Genomic DNA, 15,519 nt, shown 5'->3' on the forward strand with positions numbered 1-15,519 from the left:
AGATTTCAATCGGACCTGCCCTGTGCAACAGCGCCCGCTCATCGCCGAACTTTCCACCGTCGCCGGCCTCGCCGCGACGCGTTTCGGCATGATTATTGGCACGACCGGCACCACCACCACCACCATGCCCTCACGGGCGGGACGAGTTTAGCGCGCCGAACCCCGGCAACCGCAGAACCCGAACCCCGCCCGGTCCGCCTGGCGGGGTTTTTCTATTTCACCCCACCCCATCCCGACTTTTCCGAGAACTCCAATGTCCGCCTCACTCGCCGTCGTAGAACCCGCCGACCCCAGCCTAGCCGCCGAACCCGCGGGCCAGCCCGCAGTCGAGGTCGTGGTGCTGAAGTTCGGCTCGTCCATCCTGCGCAGCCCGGCGGAGGCGCCGCTGGTCGCCTCGGCCGTCTATGGCCATGTGCGGGCGGGGCGCAAGGTGGTGGCGGTGGTCTCGGCCTTCGGCGGGGCGACCGACCGGCTGCTGGGCGAGGCGCGGGCGCTGGGCCTGGCCCATTCCAACGATCTGCTGCCCGGCTATGTGGCCCTGGGCGAGGAGAAGTCGGCGGCCCTGGTGGCCATCGCCTGCGACCGGATCGGCCTGGACGCCTGCGCCTTGTCGGTGCGCGAACTGGGCATCGTGGCCGAGGGCGAGCCGGAGCATTCGCGCCCCTGCGGCCTGCGGCCCGACCAGCTGAAACAGGCGCTGGACCGGCACGAGGTGGTGGTGGTGCCGGGCTTCGGCGCCGTGCGGCCCGACGGCAAGGTGGCCCTGTTGGGGCGGGGCGGATCGGACTTGACGGCGGTCTTCCTGGCGGCCGAATTGGGGCTGAAGCGGGTGCGGTTGGTCAAGGATGTGGACGGCCTTTACGACCATGATCCCAACGACAATACGGCTCCGGCCCTGCGCTATCGCCGCGCGTCGTGGGATGTGGCGCGCAAGCTGGGCGGGGCGCTGGTTCAGCACGACGCCATCGACCTGGGCGAGAGCCGGGGCGTGGAGATCGAGGTCGCGGCCCTGGACCGGGCGGACGGCACGGTGATCGGCGCCAAGTCGGCGCCGCCCGGACCGGCCCCGGCCCTGCCGCCGCTGAAGGTGGCGGTCGCGGGATGCGGCGTGGTGGGCGGCGGGGTGCTGGGGCGGCTGTTGGCCGATCCGCGCTATGACGTGGTCGGGGTGCTGGTGCGCGATCCCAACAAGACGCGCGACGTGGCCTGTCCGCCGTCGCTGTTCACGGCGAACCCCGAGGACCTCTGGGCCAGGAAGCCCGACATCGTGCTGGAGGCCCTGTCGGAAGGCGAGGCGGGGCATGCGGTCATCCGCGCCGCGCTGGAGGCCGGCTGCGACGTGGCAAGCGCCAACAAACAGGCGGTCAGCCGCGATCCGGGCGGCTTGCAGGACCTGGCGCAGAAGCACGGCCGGCGCATCTTCTGGTCGGCCTCGGTCGGGGGCGGCGCGCCCATGATCGAGACGGTGCGGGCCGCGCGGGCCGCCGGCGAGGTGGCCGGGTTCGAGGCGGTGTTGAACGGCACGGTCAACTTCATGCTGGAGCGGCTGGGCGACGGGGCGGCCTTCAACGAGGCGCTGGCCGACGCGCGGGCGGCGGGCTTTGCGGAGGAGGATCCTTCGGCGGATCTGGAGGGGCTGGACGCGGCGGCCAAGGTGCGGCTGCTGTGCCACGAGGCCTTTGGCCGTTCGCCGGACGCCGAGGCGCCGCGTGACCACCTGACCGAGGCGACATCGGCCGGGGGAGGGGTGCGCCAGATCGGCGCCGCCCATCTGAAGGACGGGGCGATCCAGGCCTCGGTCACGCTGGGCGCCGACCACGGCGATCCGCTGTTCTCCAATCTGCGGGGAGAGGGCAATGCGCTGAAGGTCTATGGCGCCGACGGCCGGGTGTGGCGCTGCCGGGGACGGGGCGCAGGCCGCTGGGCCACGACCGAGAGCATCATGGCGGACCTGGCCGAGATCGTGCGTGCGCGGCGCGCCGACGCCGGGTTAAGCTAGGTCATGGCCGTCTTCACCCCCGTGTCCATCGACGAGGCCAGGGCCTTTCTGGCGGCCTATGAACTGGGCGAGGTGGTCGAACTGACGGCCATCGCCGAGGGGGTGGAGAACACCAACTATCGGCTGGAGACGACCCGTGCGCGCTATGTGCTGACCCTGTTCGAGGGGCGCACGGACGAGGCGTCTTTGCCCTTCTGCCTGGGGCTGACGGCCCATCTGGCGGGGCGGGGCTTTCCCTGTCCCACGCCGATCGAGGACCGGTCGGGCGGCTGGCTGGGACGGCTGAACGGGCGGGCGGCGGCGGTTATCGAGTGGAAGACCGGCGCCTGGCTGCGCAGCCCGTCAGAGGCGGATCAGGCGGCGGCGGGGGCGGTGCTGGCGCGGCTGCACCAGACGGCGTCCAGCTTCGCCGGGCGGCGCGAGAACCCGGTCGGGCCGGCGATGTGGCGCGCGCTGGCGGATCGGTGCGCGGCGGGCGCCTCGGGGCCGGACCGGAGCTTGCTGGATCAGGTGGAGGCGGCGCTGGCGCGGCTGGATGATCCGTTTACGGATGATCTGCCGGTGGGGGCCATTCACGCTGACTATTTCCCTGACAACATCCTGTTCGAAGGCGGGGCGGTGTCGGCGGTGATCGACTTCTACTTCGGCTGCACCGGGCCGTTCGCCTATGATCTGGCCATCGCCCTGTCGGCCTGGGGGTTCGACGCCGAGGGGCGGGCGATGCCGGAGGCCCTGGCGGCCTTCCAGCGCGGCTATGAGGCGGTGCGGCCGCTGAGCGAGGCGGAACGGGAGGCCCTGCCGCGCCTGGGCGAGGCGGCGGCGCTGCGGTTCACGGTGACCCGGCTGCACGACCGGATCTTCCACGATCCGTCCAAACTGGTGACGCCCAAGGATCCGGCGGTCTTCCTGCGCCGCATGGATCACTGGCGGGCGCTGGAAAGTGCATGATAGCACGCTAAAAAAAAAGCAGTGCGCTTTCGTGCACTTTTTGAGCGGGCGAAGCGCCTGAACGGGCATGCGGGGATTTGGTTTTCAAAGACCGCGGCCATTATCGCACGGTTTTCAGGGGCGCCAGGTCGATTGCGGTCTTCGGACGTCAGGGGTTTGAAAAGGCGGGATTTTGTTTTCGGATCTGTGATGGAAGGCCGCTCGCTTCGCTGAATTCGAGCAGCGGCGCGATGGCCTGAACGCTTCGCCCTCTGACATCGCACAGGCTGCGCCGCCTTGTCGCTGGAACTGATGGCCGCGCTGGGGTTTTGATGGGGATGCGGCCACGGCCGCGCTCCCCGAGAATGAGAGTTTCACCATGACTGACGAACGGATCGAGGGCGCCGCGTATTCGGCGACCGGTAAGACGAAAAAAGGTTTCGGCAAGCTGGTCGGCGACCAGAAGCTGCAGGTCGAGGGCGCGTTCGAAGACGCCAAGGGCCGGTCGCTGGACACCTTCGGCAAGGCGATGGATGCGGTGGACCGTCTGGTCGAGAAGACCCCCGTCGATTACCGCGACAAGGCCCGCACGGTCGCGGCCGAGGCGCGCAAGCGTCCGCTGGTGACGACGCTGTCGGTGGCGGGCGTGGGCCTGATGCTGATGGGCATGCTGACGCGCCGTCGGTAAGGAATATTCTCCCTCCCCTTCATGGGGAGGGACGATCGCGTAAGCGATCAGGGTGGGGTCCGAAAGGGCGCGAGCGTGCTGCTCTGACGGCCCCACCCCGGCTGCGCTTCGCTTCGCCGCCCCTCCCCATGAAGGGGAGGGAGATTCTTAGCGGATCGCGGCCAGGGCCGCGTCCATGGTTCCATCGATAATCGTCATCCGCTCCGCCTGGTCGCCCAGAGCGGCGATGACGGGCGCCGGCTCGGGTTCGAAGCCGAGGACGTCGGAGACGAAGGCGCCGAACTTGGACGGGTGGGCGGTGGACAGGGCGACGACGGGGCCGGTCGAGCGATCGACGCGGCGGGCGGCGGCGAGGGCCACGGCCGTGTGCGGGCAGACGACGCGGCCCCAGGCCTCATGGGCGTGGGCGATCTCGGCGCGGGTTTCCATCTCGTCGACGGAGACGGCCGAGACAGCGGCGCGCAGGGCGGCCAGCAGATCCGGATCGAAGGCGACGGCGCCGTCGCGGGCGAAGGTCTCGAACACCGCGCGGGTGCGCGCGCCGTCGCGGCCGGTCGCCTCATAGACCAGGCGTTCGAAGTTGGACGGGGCCTGGACGTCCATGGAGACGCTGCCGCTTTCGACCGCCGGCCGGCGCGAATAGATTCCGTCGTTGATGGCGCGGGCCAGGGCGTCGTTCTGGTTCACCGCCGCGACGAAGCCGTTGGACGGCAAACCCATTTTCGTCGCCGCTATGCCGGCGAAGGCGTCGCCGAAATTGCCGGTGGGGACGACGAAGGTCGCCGGGCGGCCAAGCTGGGCCGTGGCGGAGACGTAATAGGGGATCTGGCCCGCCAGCCGCGCCCAGTTGATCGAATTGACCGAGGACAGGCGGCCGCGTTCGCGCAAGGCGTTCTCGGCCAGCAGCCCCTTCACCAGACGCTGACAGTCGTCGAAATCGCCGCGCACGGCCAGGTTCAGGACATTGTCGGCCTGGACCGTGGTCATCTGCCGGCGCTGCACCGGCGAGACGCGGTCCAGCGGGTGGAGGACGACCAGATCGACGGATTTGGCGCCGGCGAAGGCGCGGACTGCGGCGGCGCCGGTGTCGCCGGATGTGGCGGTCAGGATGGTCAGACGCTCGCCCGAGGCGGCCAGGGCCTCGTCCGTCAGGGCGGCGACGAGCTGCATCGCCAGGTCCTTGAAGGCGGCGGTGGGGCCGTGGAACAGCTCCAGCACGAACAGGCCGGGTTCCAGCTCCACCAGAGGGGTGACGGCGGGGTGGGCGAAGCCGGCGGTCAGGCGGTCCAGGGCGCGGTCCAGGGCGCCGGCGGGCAGAGCGTCGCCGATGAAGGGGGCGATGGCGGCCAGGGCGATGGATTTGTAGTCGGCCGCGCCGGTCCAGGTTTCGGGCGACAGGGTCGGCCAGACGGTCGGCATGTAGAGGCCGCCGTCGGGGGCGATGCCGCGCAGCAGGGCGTCGGCGAAATCGGTCTCGGGGGCCAGGTTCGAAACTGGGCCCCTGGTAGAGACGTAGCGGGCGCTGGAGGTGGTCATGGTGTTTCGGTCGTAACCAGACGGGGCGGCGGCGTCACCCGGTTTCTGGACGTTTGCGGGAGGAAATTGTCGGCTGGGCTGCGGGCGGGGTGTTTTGGGACAAATTCGTGCCGGGTCTGTCGCCGTCTCTCTCAAGGTCCGTCATCCCAGGGCTTGTCCCTGGGATCCAGACTCCCGGTGTCGGGGCCGGCGCACTCTGCGGAAAGACCGGGCGTATGGGCCCTCGGCACAAGGCCGAGGGTGACGAAACTTTTTAAGGTGGGGCGCCGAGTGAGCGCGAACATGAGGTGAGCCTGCGACCATTCTCCCCGCTGGCGTCCGGCCTCGCCACAGTCCATGTCTGAGGGATGAGACGACGCGATCTTCTGATCCGGTTGGGGCTGGTCGCCGGGGGCGTCGGCGGGGCCTGGTGGCTGCGCGACCATGTGCTGTGGAAGGCGCCCGCCGTGGGCTTTCCGGCGGACGGATCGTCGGGCTGGCTGGACTATGCCGAGCCGCGCGCCGCGACCCCGACGGTGGAGGTCATGGTCAATGGCGAACCGGTGCGGGCCCTGGTGGATTCGGGGGCGCAATATTCGGTGATCGACCGGTCGCTGGTCCAGACCCTAGGGCTGACCGATGTGTTCAACATTCCGATGGTGGCCTATGGCGTCGGCGGCGAGGCCCAGGTCGGGCGCGGCGTGACGCTGGACGTCACGGTCGGGCGGATGCGGCTGAACGCGCTGAGGGCGGCGATCCTGGGGCTGGGGCCGCTGGCCAGCGAACAGGGGCTGGGGGCCGCGCTGATCCTGGGCCAGGACGTGCTGCGCGAACTGGTGCTGGAGCTGGACACGACCGAGCACCGGATGCGGTTCGTGACGCGCGAGGGGTGGGCTCCGCCGTCCGCCCTGGCGCCGGTCGCGGTGACGCGGGCGGGCAAGGCGCTGCAGGCCGCGATCACGGTCGAGGGGGCGACGGTCAAGGCCGTGATCGACACCGGCGCCTCGGCCGTGCTGGCCGTCACGCGCGAGACGGCGCAAGGCGTAGGCCTGCTGGACGGCCGCGAACGGACGGCGGGACAGAGCATCGTGCTGGGCGGGACGGTGCGGGCCGAGACGGTCATCGTCCGCACGCTGACGATCGGCGACGAACTGTACCGTCAGGCGTCCGTGGCCATCTATGACGACGTGGCCGTGCCGGGCTTTCCCCAGGCGCTGGTGGGGATGGCGGCGTTCGAGGATCGGCGGCTGGCGCTGGATCTGGCCGGGCCGGGGCTGTTCGTCGAGCGGCCGATGGAGATCACGGTCGGGTAGGCGGTCAGCCCGCCAGCGCCGTCGCCACCACCGCCTTGGCCTCGGCCTGGACGGTGGCCAGATGGTCGGGGCCGAGGAAGGATTCGGCGTAGATCTTGTAGACATCCTCGGTGCCCGAGGGGCGGGCGGCGAACCAGGCGTCGGCGGTGACGACCTTGAGGCCGCCGATGGCTTCCCCGTTGCCGGGAGCCTTGGTGAGGATGTCGGTGATGGGCTGGCCGGCGAGGGTGGTCGCGGTGATGTCCGAAGGGCTGAGGGCGGCGAGGCGGGCCTTCTGCGTGCGGTTCGCCGGAGCGTCGACGCGGGCATAGACGGGCGCGCCGTATTGGTCGGTCAGGCCGGCGTAGAGCTGGCTGGCGCTCTGGCCCGTGCGGGCCTGTATCTCGGCGGCCAGCAGACACAGCAGCAGGCCGTCCTTGTCCGTGGTCCAGACCGTGCCGTCGTGGCGCAGGAAGGAGGCCCCGGCCGATTCCTCGCCGCCGAAGCCGACGGTTCCGTCCAGCAGGCCGGGCACGAAATGTTTGAAGCCGACGGGGACTTCCAGCAGGCGGCGGCCCATGCCGGCGACGACCCGGTCGATCATCGACGACGAGACCAGGGTCTTGCCCACCGCCACGTCCGCGCCCCAGCCGGGCCGATGGGCGAACAGATAGGCGATGGCGGCGGCCAGGAAGTGGTTGGGGTTCATCAGCCCGGCGTCGGGGGTGACGATGCCGTGACGGTCGGCGTCGGCGTCGTTGCCGAAGGCGACATCATAGGCCGAGCCGCCCTTTATCATGTTGATCAGACCGGCCATGGCGCAGGGGGACGAACAGTCCATGCGGATCTTGCCGTCGGCGTCCAGCGGCATGAAGGCCCAGCGGGGATCGACGGCGTCATTGACCACGGTCAGGTTCAGCCGGTGGCGCGTGGCGATCTCGCCCCAATAGGCGACGGCCGCGCCGCCCAGCGGATCGGCGCCGATGCGGATCCCGGCGTTTCGGATGGCGTCCAGGTCCAGCACGCTGGGCAGGTCGTCGATATAGGCGGACAGATAGTCGAACCGGCCCGCCGCCGCATGGGCTTGGGCGAACGGGACGCGACGGACCTCGGTCAGGCCGCCCTCGATCAATTGGTTGGCGCGGGCGGCGATGGCGGCGGTGGCCTCGCCCCCGGCCGGGCCGCCCGAGGGAGGATTGTATTTGATGCCGCCGTCACGGGGCGGATTGTGCGACGGGGTAATCAGGACGCCGTCGGCCTGGCGGCTGTTCGTGCGGTTGTGGGTCAGGATGGCGTGGGAGACGGCGGGGGTGGGGGTGAAGCCGTCGCGGCTGTCGATCAGGACTTCCACGCCGTTGGCGATCAGGACTTCCAGCGTCGTGCGGAAGGCGGGTTCGGACAGGCAGTGGGTGTCGCGACCGAGAAACAGCGGGCCGTCGATGCCCTGAGAGGCGCGGTATTCGGCGACGGCTTGGGCGATGGCCAGGATGTGCGGGCGGTTGAAGGCGCCGTCCAGGCTGGAGCCCCGGTGGCCCGAGGTGCCGAACACCACGCGCTGGGCCGGATCGGCCATGTCGGGCGTCGCGGCCTCATAGGCGCCCAGCAGGGCGTCGAGGTCGATCAGGTCTTCGGGGCGGGCGGTCTGTCCGGCGCGGTCGTGCATGGGGTCGGTCTATCGGTTTTGGACGCACGTTCAACGCGCATGTCGAAGAAGGTCGCGGAGGTCAGGCGCCGCTGAAGGTGTCGCACGACGCAGGGTCGCCCGACTGATAGCCGCGTTGCAGCCATTCGACCCGCTGGGCCGAGGAGCCGTGGGTGAAGCTTTCGGGCGAGACCCGGCCGCCGCTACGCCGTTGCAGCGTGTCGTCGCCGATGGCCTGGGCGGTCTTCATGCCCTCTTCGAACTCGCCCGCGTCGAGCGCGACCTCGCCGTTGGAGACGGCTGAGGCGTTCTTGGCCCAGACGCCGGCGTAGCAGTCGGCCTGAAGCTCCAGCGCCACGGAATACTGGTTGGCCTCGGCCTCGCCTTGCGCGCGCTGCTGGGCCTGGCGGACCTGATCGGAGGTTCCGGTCAGGGTCTGGACGTGGTGGCCGAACTCGTGGGCGATGACATAGGCGCGGGCGAAGTCGGCGCCCGAGGCGCCCAGCTGCGTCTCCATCTCCTGCCAGAAGCCCAGGTCCAGATAGACGGTCTTGTCGGTCGGGCAGTAGAAGGGACCCATGGCCGACTGGCCCATGCCGCAGCCGGTCGATGTGCCCTGTTCGTAGAGGACGACCCGGGGCGGATGATAGCCGTTCAGCTTTTGCGCCCAGACGTCGTTGATGTTGGCGCCGATCACATCGACGAAACGCCCGGCCTGATCCTCGGGCGTGCCGGTCTGGCCCTGCTGCTGCTCGGCGCCGACGCCGCCGAACTGGCTGGCGAGCTGAGTCGTGGTGGAAGGGTCTATGCCGAAGAACAGATAGCCGATGATGGCCAGGACGCCGACGCCCAGGCCGCCGCCTGCGATCGCGCCGCCGCCCAGGCCTCGCCGATCCTCGATACCGCCGCCCGTCCGTCCACCTTGCCAGCGCATATGCGTTCCCCTGAGACCGATCCGGTCAAGCTAGGCCAGAACGCGGATAGAGGGGAAGGGATGCGTCAGTTCGGACGCTTCTCAGTTCGGACGCTTCATCGAGGACTGGAGGGACGATCCAGCCAGTCGTCGATCTGGCTCATGCCCTGGACGGTCTGTTCGCGGCGTTCCGTGGCGGATTCGCGCAAGACCCGTTCCTGCTCGGGGCTGTAGAGCGGGCGGGGCGAAAGCGCGGGGGATTGGGCGGGTTCGCGCGCGGCCTCGATGGCGCGAAGGCGCAGCTGGGTCTCGATCTGCTGCTGGCGCGCCTGGTTGGCGTTCGACTGAGCCTGGAAACGCAGACGTTCGTTCTCGTAGCGGTGCTGGTCGGCGATGGCGGCGGGAATGCCGCCGGGATAGGCGGCGTAGGGCGGGCGATAGGGCGGCGCCGTCTGGGCCAGGGCGGGCGCCCCCGCCGCCAGCAGCAGGGGCGTCATCAGGGCTGTCAGGATCGGTCGCCGTCGCATGCCACCGACATGGGGGCGGCAGCGGTCATCGCCAAGCGGAGCCGCAACCGTTTGGCGCGCGACGGGTTCATCGGCCGAACCCCCAAACCGCCAAAAGGAGCATTTCTCATGGCCCAGACCCTCTCTGGAAAGACCGTCGCTATCCTGGCCACAGACGGCGTCGAACTGGTCGAGTTGAACGAACCGATGAAGGCGCTGAAGGACGCGGGCGCTGTGGTCGAGATCGTGTCGCTGAAGGCGGGGCCGTTCCAGGGCTTCGACCATCTGACGCCGGGCGAGAAGGTGACGGCGGACAAGGCCGTGGCCGGCGTGGACGCCTCGGCCTATTCGGCGCTGATGCTGCCCGGCGGCGTGGCCAACCCGGACCAGCTGCGGGCCAATGAGGACGCGGTGAAGTTCGTGCGCGCCTTCTTCGACGCGGGCAAGCCGGTCGCGGCCATCTGTCATGCGCCCTGGCTGCTGATCGAGGCGGGCGTGGTCGAGGGACGGACCCTGACGGCCTTCCCCAGCATCCGCACCGATTTGAGAAACGCCGGGGCGACGGTGGTGGACGAAGAGGTGGTGGTGGACGACGGCCTGGTGACCAGCCGCAAGCCCGACGACATCCCCGCCTTCAACGCCAAGATGATCGAGGAATTCGCCGAGGGCCGTCACCGCGGCCAGGCGGACAAGACCGAACAGGCCGGGGCCGACATCCGGCACTGACGACCGTGAGGAGGATCAGGGCATGGCCCAGACGGACGACCGTTTGACCTCCTGATCCTCCAGCTCTCGCGTGGTGGGCACCCGGTATTCCGCCAGGAAATCCAGGCCCGAGCGCGGAAAATAGGTGCGGCCCGGATCGCCGATCAGGACGCGCGTGCCTTGCGCGCGGGCCTGAGCCAGCCAGGCCAGCACCGCCTCGGTCATCGGCCGCTCGTAGCAGATGTCCCCGGCGCAGATGACGTCGATCGGGGGCGGCGGCGCGTTCAGCAGGTTCGTCTCGGTGAAGTCCAGCAATACGCCGTTGGCCAGGGCGTTGGCGGCCACGGCGGCCTGGCAGAAGGGGTCGATGTCGGCGCACAGGACATGGGCCGCGCCCGCCTTCATCGCTGCCACGCCGACCAGACCTGACCCTGCCGCGAAATCCAGCACCCGCTTTCCGGCGACCTCTTGCGGATGATCCAGCAGATAGCGGCTCAGCGCCTGACCGCCGGCCCAGGCGAAGGCCCAGAAGGGCGGGGGCAGGCCCAGCTCGCCCAGCTCTTCCTCCGTCAACCGCCAGATCGGCGTCACCTCATCGGCCAGCCACAGCGAGATTTCCGGCGCATGCGGCACGGTCTGAAGCCGCGTGTTGGCGCGGATGAAGGCGGCGGGATCGGCGATGGTCATGCGGGGCGGCGGGTCGCGGTCTTCAGCACGCTGGCGTAGCCGGGCGCGACCTCCATGTCGGCGGCCTGGGGGCGGGCGTGTACGGCGCGATGCAGGGACGGCAGCTTCCAACAGGGCACATGCATGAACAGGTGGTGCTCGGCGTGGAAGTTGACCCAGTAGGGGGCGATGAAGGCGCGCTCCCACCAGGCGGCGCGCGTGGTGCGGGCGGCGCGGAAGGCGTCGGCGGCCGAACCCGCGACGCAGGCGTGTTCGGCGATGTTCCTGAGCCGCGTCACCATCGGAAACCAGGTCGCCATCGGCAGCAGCCACAGGGCGAAGAAGGCCCACCAGACCCCCGCCGCGACGAAGCCCGCCAGCAGGACGGCGTTGAAGGCGAGGAAGGGCAGGACCGAGCGGCCGGTGACGACGGACTCATACTGGTGGGCGCTATCGCCCATTCCTTTTGCGCTATCGCCCTTCGGGCTGCTTGAGCGCAGTTGGGCCAGCGGGAGCAGCACCCGCTGTTTGAAGAAGGTCTGGCCCGTGAGGTCGCGGATCAGCTTGCGTCGCAGCGAGGCGGGCGTGACGGGGAAGGGCGCCGACAGCATCAGGTCGGGATCCTCGGCCTGCTGGGCGAAGCGGTGGTGGGCCAGGTGATAGGGGCGATAGGCGATCAGGCTGGCCCCGATCGGCACGGCGCACAGCCAGTGACCCATGACGTCGTTGAGCCGCAGGTTCCGGGACAGGCCGCCGTGCGCCGCCTCGTGCATCAGGATGGCCAGGCCCAGCTGGCGCGTGCCGATCACCATGACGCACAGCGGGATCAGCCAGGGGATCAGGACGCCCGCGAAGACCGCCAGGGCGATCACGGCCCAGCAGTGGGCGACCAGCAGCGGCCCGACCCAGGCCGAGCGGCGCTGGAACGGCGTCCATTCCTCGGGCGTGAACAGGGTGGACGGGGCGATGCGCGGGGCGGCGGGCATGGGGGCAGTCTAGCCCCTGAGGCGCGTCTGGAAAAGCAACGCGGTGATGTGGGGCGGGCCTTACAAAAAGTCAGGTTGACATGACATCAGGGTGGTGTCAGGTTGTCCTTACACAAGGAGGCCGATAATGTTTGCTGCATGGAAGACCGGAACCCCGGCGCATAGGCGTTACATCATTCGCACGATGGCGTTCACTGCGCCCTATGTGGCGATCTGCGTGGCGATGATGACGACCGACGCCTTCGACGACCTGATGGGCAAGCCGGCGGCGTGGGTGCTGGCGGCGGCGGTGTCTGCGCCGGTGATCGGTCAGATCTGGGCGACGCTGGCGCTGATGCGAGAGAGCGACGAGTTCGTGCGCGGCGTGACCGCCAAACAGTTCATCGTGGCGGCGGGCCTGGCGATGGCCGTGGCGACCTTCTGGGGCTTTGGCGAGAGTTTCGCCGGGGCGCCGCATATGCAGACCTGGCTGATCGTGCCGCTGTTCTGGGGAATGTACGGCGTCGTTTCGATTTTCATAAAGACCAGCCGATGAAGAACCGTCTGAAGCTGCTGCGGGTCGAGCGGGGCTGGACCCAGGAACAGATGGGGCAGGCGCTTGGGGTGTCGCGTCAGGCGGTGATCGCCCTGGAGACCGAGCGGCACGATCCGTCGCTGGACCTGGCCTATCGGATCGCCGCCGTGTTCGAACGGCCGGTGGAAGAGATCTTCGAGAACCCGCACGCGGGCTGACCGAAAAGTCAGAATAACCTTACAATTGGAGAGTTGACGATGATGTACGTCCGTTCGGGCGCGCGCCCGATGCTGCGCGCCGTTTTCCTGGCCTCGGCCGTCGCCCTGGCGTCGGGATCGGGGGTGGCTGCGGCGCGGGCCGAGACGGCGGCGGTCGCGCCCTTCGTCTCGGACCGGCTGTCGGTCGAGGTGGTGGGGACGGGGCCGGACGTGATCCTGATCCCCGGCCTGGCGTCCTCGCGCGAGGTGTGGCGGGCGACGGCGGATCGGCTGAAGGCGACGCACCGGGTGCATCTGGTGCAGCTGGCCGGGTTCGCCGGCGAGCCGTGGACGCATGGCGACGGGGCCTTTGTCCAGCCCGAGGTCGAAGAACTGGCGCGCTATATCCGCGAGGCCGGGCTGGATCGGCCGGCTGTGATCGGCCATTCGATGGGCGGGTTGAGCGGCCTGTTGCTGGCGCAACAGCAGCCGGGTCTGGTGGGGCGGGTGATGACGGTGGATTCGCTGCCCTTCTACAGCGCCATGTTCGGGCCGACCGCGACCGCCGAAAGCGCGCGACCGTTCGCGGAACACGCGGCGGGCATGATCCTGGGGGCGGACGAGGCGAGCTTCCGCGCCCAGCAGGAGGCGACGGCGAAGGCCTTGTCGCGGACACCGGGCGAGCAGGCGCGGATCGTCGCCTGGTCGATGGCGACCGACCGGCACGCGATGGCCTCGGCGATGAAGGATGTGATGTCCACGGATGCGCGGCCGGGGCTGGCTGCCATGACGACGCCTGTGACGGCGCTGTACGCCGCCGATGCGGACGGCGGGGCGCCGCCGGCGATGGCCGACGGGATGTGGGGGCGGGAGTATGCGGCCCTGCCGGGCGTGACGCTGATCCGGGTCGATGGATCGCGGCACTTCATCATGGCGGATCAGCCCGAGCGGTTCGCCGAGCTGGTGGATGCGTTCCTGGCGGAATAGCTTTTAGACTCGTCATCCTAGGCCTTGTGCCTAGGATCCATACGCTCCGTCGATGACGGTGATCCACGGTGTGAACCGGGAGTCTGGATCCTCGCCACAAGGGCGAGGATGACGGGCCTTTTATAGATGTTCTCAGTTCTTCGGCGTCACGTCGCCGGCCTTGGCGGGGGCGCCGGCGAACTGGTCGGCGTAGGCGGGATTGAGCAGGGCGCTGAAGGCGCTCTGGGGAAGGGCGATCCAGTAGGGGCCGTCCGAATAGGGGCCGATCTGATACGGTCCCATCAGGAAGGTGACGCCGCCCGCCTTGCCCGGCGTCGTGCCCGGCGTCAGGACGAACGGGGTGGAGACGGCCTTGGGGCAGGTCCACATCTTGCCATCCATCGTGGCGGTCTCGGACCCCGGCGAGCGGGCCTGTTTGGCGGCGTTGGCGGCGGCGCACAGAGCCTTGTCCAGCACCGACAGGTCCGCGCCCGGCCGGAACAGGTCGGCGAAGCCCAGCCGCTTGTTGGTCGTCTTGTCCCAGATCACCGAGGCGAAGCTGGTGTTGGGGTGGGCGCCGCCGGTGAACTCGAAATCGGTGCGGGCCAGGCTGACCAGCTTGCCGGTCTCGGCGCCGGGCGCGAAGGCTATGGTCTTCTCGTAGGGGGTGGGGCCGCCGCCCGCTTCGCTGAGATCGGCCTGGGCGCCTTCCTCGAACTGCTTCAGGTCGCGCACCATGTCGGCATAGAGGGCGGCGTGCAGGGCGGGCGTGGTCTTGACCGCCTGGGGCAGGGTCAGTTTGACGGTGGCGTACGGGGTCTTGCTGTCATAGCCGACGGGGGTGTTGGACGCAGGCGCAGCGACGGCGGCGGGCGTCGCCTTGGCCGGGGCCTGGGCCTTGTCCTCGGCGCGCTGGCAGGCGGCCAGGGTCGCGGCGACGGCGACGGACAGCAACAGGATGCGGGCGGGGTGAGGCATGAAAGGCTCCTTCATCAAACCAGGGATCCGAGCGCGATGGCGGCCAACAGGACGAAGCCGGCCTCGCGATTGGACTTGAACAGTTTCAGCGCCAGGGCGCCGTCGGTGCGGTCTGTGTGCGCGACCTGACGGGCCAGGTGGGCGGCGTAGGCGACGAGGCCCAGCCAGAAGAGCGGCCCAAGCCCGGCGGCGAGGCCGGTCAGGGCGGCCATGACGACCGTCAGGACATAGAAGACCGCCACGCCGGGCCGCACGGCCGAGGCCAGACGGCGGGCCGAGGACTTCACCCCGATCATGGCGTCGTCCTCGATGTCCTGAAGCGCATAGATTGTGTCGTAGCCCAAAGTCCAGAAGACGCCGCCGAGGTAGAGGAGGAGGGGCGCAAGATAGTCAGCAGGGGCAAAAGCTTCGTATATATCATGACCTGGATACCCGAAGCTCGTCAGCTTCAAGACCCATATTGTTTTGGCTTCTATCGAGAAGGCGGCGGCGAACCCCATCAGGGCGCCCCAGTTGAAGGTCAGGCCCAGCCAGGCCTGGGGCCACCAGGTGATCCGCTTCATGAAGGGATAGGCCGCGACCAAAGCCAGCGACCCGACGCCCAGCAGGATGGCGACGGTCGGCAAGGTCAGCAGGATCAAAAGGCTGATCAGGCTGCAGCTCACGACGAAGGCCCAGGCCTGTTTCACCGAGATGCGGCCGGATGGAATGGGGCGCTGGGCGGTGCGGGCGACCTTGGCGTCGAAGTCGCGGTCGACGATGTCGTTGAAGGCGCAGCCCGCCGCCCGCATCAGACAGGCGCCGATGGCGAAGCCGACGAACAGCCACAGATCATAGAGGCCGGGCGCCTGGCGATACTGCGCCAGCGCCAGGGCGATCCCCTGCCAGCCGGGCAGCAGCAGCAGCCAGATGCCGATGGGCCGGTCGAACCGCCCAAGCTTCAGCCAGGGCTTCAGCCCGTCCGGCGCATGGCGGTCCACCCAGTTGGCGCCGGCGTCGGGAAGGGGGGCGGAAGTCATGCGACA

At 69.3% G+C, this 15,519-nt stretch carries 16 protein-coding genes; 8 read left to right on the plus strand and 8 right to left on the minus strand.

Annotated features, from left to right (window positions below; genetic code table 11):
- The first annotated feature begins 253 nt into the window (after positions 1-253).
- From ACODSC_RS00405 to ACODSC_RS00415, 3 genes are all read left to right on the plus strand, one after another.
- Positions 254-1,999, plus strand: a complete 1,746-nt coding sequence (locus ACODSC_RS00405) for an amino acid kinase family protein (RefSeq protein WP_488810757.1) — start codon at positions 254-256, stop codon at positions 1,997-1,999.
- 3 nt (positions 2,000-2,002) lie between these two features.
- On the plus strand, positions 2,003-2,947 hold the full coding sequence (thrB, locus tag ACODSC_RS00410) for a homoserine kinase (protein WP_488810759.1): 945 nt from the start codon (positions 2,003-2,005) through the stop codon (positions 2,945-2,947).
- A 358-nt stretch (positions 2,948-3,305) separates the two neighbouring features.
- Positions 3,306-3,614: a CsbD family protein gene (locus ACODSC_RS00415; protein WP_488810761.1), complete on the plus strand. Its 309-nt coding sequence runs from the start codon at positions 3,306-3,308 to the stop codon at positions 3,612-3,614.
- 147 nt (positions 3,615-3,761) lie between these two features.
- Here ACODSC_RS00415 and thrC read toward each other — a convergent pair whose 3' ends face one another.
- A complete protein-coding gene (gene thrC / locus ACODSC_RS00420) occupies positions 3,762-5,150 on the minus strand; it encodes a threonine synthase (protein WP_488810762.1) in 1,389 nt (462 codons plus the stop codon).
- Positions 5,151-5,497: 347 nt separating this feature from the next.
- On the opposite strand from thrC, the gene ACODSC_RS00425 reads away from it, so the two are divergent.
- The gene (locus ACODSC_RS00425) at positions 5,498-6,442 is read left to right on the plus strand and encodes a retropepsin-like aspartic protease (protein WP_488810764.1); all 945 of its coding nucleotides are present in this window, start codon (positions 5,498-5,500) and stop codon (positions 6,440-6,442) included.
- 4 nt (positions 6,443-6,446) lie between these two features.
- Here the strand turns inward: ACODSC_RS00425 and pgm are convergent, their stop codons facing one another.
- The 3 genes from pgm to ACODSC_RS00440 all read right to left on the minus strand — a co-directional run bounded on the left by pgm (position 6,447) and on the right by ACODSC_RS00440 (position 9,473).
- Positions 6,447-8,084, minus strand: a complete 1,638-nt coding sequence (gene pgm / locus ACODSC_RS00430; RefSeq protein ID WP_488810766.1) for a phosphoglucomutase (alpha-D-glucose-1,6-bisphosphate-dependent) — start codon at positions 8,082-8,084, stop codon at positions 6,447-6,449.
- 61 nt (positions 8,085-8,145) lie between these two features.
- Entirely contained in the window at positions 8,146-8,997 is an 852-nt protein-coding gene (gene ypfJ / locus ACODSC_RS00435) for a KPN_02809 family neutral zinc metallopeptidase (RefSeq protein ID WP_488810768.1), read from the minus strand.
- 95 nt (positions 8,998-9,092) lie between these two features.
- On the minus strand, positions 9,093-9,473 hold the full coding sequence (locus tag ACODSC_RS00440) for a hypothetical protein (RefSeq protein ID WP_488810770.1): 381 nt from the start codon (positions 9,471-9,473) through the stop codon (positions 9,093-9,095).
- Between the two features lie 138 nt (positions 9,474-9,611).
- On the opposite strand from ACODSC_RS00440, the gene ACODSC_RS00445 reads away from it, so the two are divergent.
- Positions 9,612-10,208 (plus strand): type 1 glutamine amidotransferase domain-containing protein, encoded by a 597-nt coding sequence (locus tag ACODSC_RS00445; RefSeq protein ID WP_488810772.1) that lies wholly within the window; start codon positions 9,612-9,614, stop codon positions 10,206-10,208.
- A gap of 15 nt (positions 10,209-10,223) precedes the next feature.
- Here the strand turns inward: ACODSC_RS00445 and ACODSC_RS00450 are convergent, their stop codons facing one another.
- Together ACODSC_RS00450 and ACODSC_RS00455 are read right to left on the minus strand one after the other, a co-directional pair.
- A complete protein-coding gene (locus tag ACODSC_RS00450) occupies positions 10,224-10,874 on the minus strand; it encodes a class I SAM-dependent methyltransferase (RefSeq protein WP_488810774.1) in 651 nt (216 codons plus the stop codon).
- Positions 10,871-11,839 carry a fatty acid desaturase family protein gene (locus ACODSC_RS00455; RefSeq protein ID WP_488810776.1) on the minus strand — a complete coding sequence of 323 codons (969 nt, stop codon included), beginning with the start codon at positions 11,837-11,839 and terminating at the stop codon, positions 10,871-10,873. Before ACODSC_RS00455 ends, ACODSC_RS00450 begins: the two co-directional genes overlap by 4 nt.
- Positions 11,840-11,966: 127 nt before the next feature.
- Here ACODSC_RS00455 and ACODSC_RS00460 point away from each other — a divergent pair, with 127 nt between their 5' ends.
- The 3 genes from ACODSC_RS00460 to ACODSC_RS00470 are packed head-to-tail and all read left to right on the plus strand — an operon-like array spanning position 11,967 to position 13,537.
- Positions 11,967-12,374: a hypothetical protein gene (locus ACODSC_RS00460; protein ID WP_488810778.1), complete on the plus strand. Its 408-nt coding sequence runs from the start codon at positions 11,967-11,969 to the stop codon at positions 12,372-12,374.
- The gene (locus tag ACODSC_RS00465) at positions 12,371-12,571 is read left to right on the plus strand and encodes a helix-turn-helix transcriptional regulator (RefSeq protein ID WP_039244155.1); all 201 of its coding nucleotides are present in this window, start codon (positions 12,371-12,373) and stop codon (positions 12,569-12,571) included. Before ACODSC_RS00460 ends, ACODSC_RS00465 begins: the two co-directional genes overlap by 4 nt.
- Before the next feature lie 39 nt (positions 12,572-12,610).
- Positions 12,611-13,537, plus strand: a complete 927-nt coding sequence (locus tag ACODSC_RS00470) for an alpha/beta fold hydrolase (protein WP_488810780.1) — start codon at positions 12,611-12,613, stop codon at positions 13,535-13,537.
- Between the two features lie 132 nt (positions 13,538-13,669).
- Here ACODSC_RS00470 and ACODSC_RS00475 read toward each other — a convergent pair whose 3' ends face one another.
- Both ACODSC_RS00475 and ACODSC_RS00480 read right to left on the minus strand, forming a co-directional pair.
- Positions 13,670-14,494, minus strand: a complete 825-nt coding sequence (locus ACODSC_RS00475; protein WP_488810782.1) for a DUF3298 and DUF4163 domain-containing protein — start codon at positions 14,492-14,494, stop codon at positions 13,670-13,672.
- A gap of 14 nt (positions 14,495-14,508) precedes the next feature.
- On the minus strand, positions 14,509-15,513 hold the full coding sequence (locus ACODSC_RS00480) for a UbiA family prenyltransferase (RefSeq protein WP_488810784.1): 1,005 nt from the start codon (positions 15,511-15,513) through the stop codon (positions 14,509-14,511).
- Between the last annotated feature and the right edge of the window lie 6 nt (positions 15,514-15,519).

Source organism: Brevundimonas sp. FG128 (assembly GCF_057809775.1).